3 protein-coding genes are annotated in these 3,247 nt (G+C 72.3%); 1 reads left to right on the top strand and 2 read right to left on the bottom strand.

What is annotated here, in order from left to right; genetic code table 11:
- Positions 1–999 (top strand): LCP family protein (locus SACHA_RS0119385; protein WP_232211929.1); only part of this gene is annotated, 999 nt, incomplete at its 5' end.
- Positions 1,000–1,042: 43 nt separating this feature from the next.
- Here SACHA_RS0119385 and SACHA_RS0119380 read toward each other — a convergent pair.
- Both SACHA_RS0119380 and SACHA_RS23245 read right to left on the bottom strand, forming a co-directional pair.
- Positions 1,043–1,504, bottom strand: coding sequence for a peroxiredoxin (locus SACHA_RS0119380; protein ID WP_019812430.1), 462 nt, complete (start codon positions 1,502–1,504; stop codon positions 1,043–1,045).
- Positions 1,505–1,508: 4 nt separating this feature from the next.
- Complete coding sequence (locus tag SACHA_RS23245) at positions 1,509–3,245, bottom strand: diguanylate cyclase domain-containing protein (RefSeq protein WP_019812427.1); 1,737 nt, start codon at positions 3,243–3,245, stop codon at positions 1,509–1,511.
- Positions 3,246–3,247: the final 2 nt, after the last annotated feature.

Genomic DNA, 3,247 nt, shown 5'->3' with positions numbered 1-3,247 from the left:
CCTCCGCGGCAGGGACCGCCGCCGGGGCGTACCCCGCGGCGGCCACCGCGCCGACGCCGGTCGTTCGGGCGGGTGGCGCTGAGCCTGCTGCTGGTGCTGGTCCTGTCGGTGGCGGGGACGTGGGCCTACCTCGAGTTCTCCATCGCCCGTGAGGACGCGCTGCCCGGCGACTACGACGGCAGGCCGGCCGCGGGGGAGGGCACCAACTGGCTGATCGTCGGTTCGGACTCCCGGGAGGGGCTCGACGCCGACCAGCGCGCGGAGTTGTCCACCGGGGACGCGGGGGGCGACCGGACCGACACCATCATGATCGCGCACCTGCCGGACAACGACACCCCGGCGACACTGCTCAGCCTGCCGAGGGATTCGCGGGTCCCGATCCCCGGCCACGGCGTCAACAAGATCAACGCGGCCTTCGCGTTCGGGGGCCCCTCCCTGTTGGCGCGGACGGTGGAACAGGCCACCGGGCTACGGATCGACCACTACGCCGAGATCGGGTTCGGTGGTTTCGCGAGCGTCGTCGACGCGGTGGGCGGGGTCGAGATGGACATCCCGGAGAAGATGCACGACCCCAAGACCGGGATCACGATCCCCGCGGGACGGCAGACCCTCGACGGGGTCCGGGCGCTCGGTTTCGTGCGGATGCGCTACAGCCCCGCCACCCCGCGTTCGGACCTGGACCGGGTCGCCAACCAGCGGAAGTTCATCGGCGCGTTGGCCGGGGAGATCGCCAGTCCCGCGACCCTGCTCAATCCGTTCGCCGTGGTCCCGTTGATCGGGAGCGGGGCGGACGCGCTGATCATGGACGACGACGACCACGTGCACAATCTTCTCGCCCTGGCGTGGGCGATGCGCGGCATCGGCGGCGACGGCGTGGTCACCACCACCGTGCCGGTCACCTCGCCCTCGGCCGAGAACTGGGACGAGAGCAGAGCCGAGGCCCTCTTCGACGCGCTGCGCACGGACACGGCGATCCCGGACAGCGCGCTCAGCGAGTGAACACCACGGAGCGCTCCGGGGTGCGTGTGCCCCGGGGCGCTCCTCAGCGGGCGGTCCGGGTCCGGAGGACCTCCAGTGCCCGGTCGGCGTGGACCGCCATCCGGAGCTCGCTGCGGATCACCGCGAGCACCCTGTGGTCGGTGTCGAGGACGAACGTGTGCCGCCGCGTCCGCAACGGCCCGCCCAGGGGGCGGCGCACCCCGAACACGGACGCGACCTCGCCGTCCGGGTCCGACAGCAGCGGGAAGTCGACCCCGTGGGTCCGCGCGAACTCGTGCTGGGTGTCGACGGGGTCGGCGCTGATCCCGACCCGCTGAGCACCGACCTCGGCGAACTCCGTGGCCAGGTCCCGGAAGTGGCAGGTCTCGGCCGTGCAACCCGGAGTCAGGGCCGCCGGGTAGAAGAACAGCACCACGGGCCCTGTCGCGAGGAACCCGGTCAGGCTGCGGGGGTCGCCGTTCTCGTCCGGCAGCGTGAAGTCCGGTGCGTGCTCTCCCTGCTTCATCCGTTCATGATCGCGCATCGCGGGGTCCGCCCGCGAGCAGGTCCCGCACCCCGTCGGCGGTGACGGCCTCACCGAACAGCTTGCCGCGCCCGGCGACGACCCCCAGCTCGCGCAGCCGCGCGGCCTGATCGCCGGTGTGCACCCCCTCGGCACCGATCCGGTGGATGCCGAGTTCCCGCGCCTGTTCCACCAGGGTGCGCAGGTGCTCGTGCGCCCGGGTCGCGGCCTCGTCGTCCTCGCCGAGTGCCTCGATCAGGTGCCCGGTCAGCACGACGAAGCCGACCGGGAGGTGGTGAGTCCGGACGAGGTCGAGGTCGGCGGCCCCGGTCACCGCGAGAGTGATCTTGACGTCGAGATCGGACAGGACCGACAGGGTCTCCAGCGCCTCGCCGCGTGGGTCGGACAGGGCGACGCTGTCGGTGCAGATCCGCAGCTTGTGCGCGGGCAGACCGGTCCGGTTCAGCCCGTCCCGGACCATGCCGACGAGGTTCGGGTCGATCGCGAACCGGGTCGGCAGCCGGACACACAGGTCCGGTGCGGTCTCGGGGAACTCCGTGTGCCAGGCGGCGGAGTCGGTGACCGACGTGTCGAGCAGATGGTGGCCCAGCGCGGTGGTCATGCCCGTGGTGTCCGTCAGCGGGCAGAACGCCGAGGGCCCGAGCGCGCCGTGCTCGGGATGGTCCCACCGCAGTACGGCGTTGACCACGGCCACCCGGTCGCGTCCGTCGAGGGTGACGGTCGGCTCGTAGTCCACACCGAACTCGCCGTTCTCCAGCGCACCACCCACGGCCGCACCCAGTGCGTAGCGGCGGCGGTCCCGCTCGTGGAGGTCGTTCTCGAACAGCATCCACTGCGCCTTGCCGTTCTCCTTGGCGCGGTGCAGGGTGATCTCGGCGGCGCGGCGCAGCTCCTCCCCGGTGCGGCCGTCCGGATCGGTGACCACGATTCCGACGCTGACGTTCACACCGACACCCGTGCCCTCGACCCACACCGGCTCGGCGAGCGCGGTGGCCGCCTCCTCGACGAGGTCGATCACGTCCGGCTTCGCGAACGCGCCCCGCATCAGCACGGCGAAACCGTCCCCGGACATGCGGGCGACGACCGCGTCGTGGGGCACGAACTGCTCCTTCAGCGTGCGGGCGACGTGCTGGAGCACCGTGTCGCCCGCGCCCGGCCCGAGTCCGTCGTTGATCACCTTGAAGCCGTCGATGTCCAGGTAGATCAGCGCGAGGCGTCCGCCGCCGCTGCCGAGGGCGGCGTCGACCCGGTTGTCGAAGTGGTACGCGTTGGGCAGGCCGGTGAGCGGGTCCTGCGTGTTCTGCTTGCGGAGCTGCTCGCCGAGCAGGTCGAGCTCCGCGACGTCCTCGATCACCAGCACCGGGCTCGGGCCGCCGTCGGTGTCGTCCGCGAGCGTGCCGACGGTCACCCGTGCGCGCAGCGTGCCGTCGCGTCCGTGGGTGATCCCGAGGCGTTCCTGCCGGGGCCTGCGCGCGGGCAAGCTGAGTTGATCGTCCACGGCGGACGTCAAGATGGCCGCGTCGGGGCCGGTGGCGGCCAGGTGGGACAACGGTTTGCCCACCAGGTCGTCCTTGCGGAATCCGAGCAGGTCCGTCAGCGCGGGGTTGACCGCCCGGATCGTGCCGTCCGCGGCGCCCAGCACGATCCCCACCGGGACGGCGGTGCAGAGGTCGGTGAACCGGCGGGCGGCGGCGTCGGCCTCCGCGCGGGCGCGACCGTGCACCT

The organism is Saccharomonospora halophila 8 (genome assembly GCF_000383775.1).
Lineage (GTDB): Bacteria > Actinomycetota > Actinomycetes > Mycobacteriales > Pseudonocardiaceae > Saccharomonospora > Saccharomonospora halophila.
Note: the sequence above shows the minus strand (reverse complement) of the source record. Positions and strands in the feature narration are given on the sequence as shown.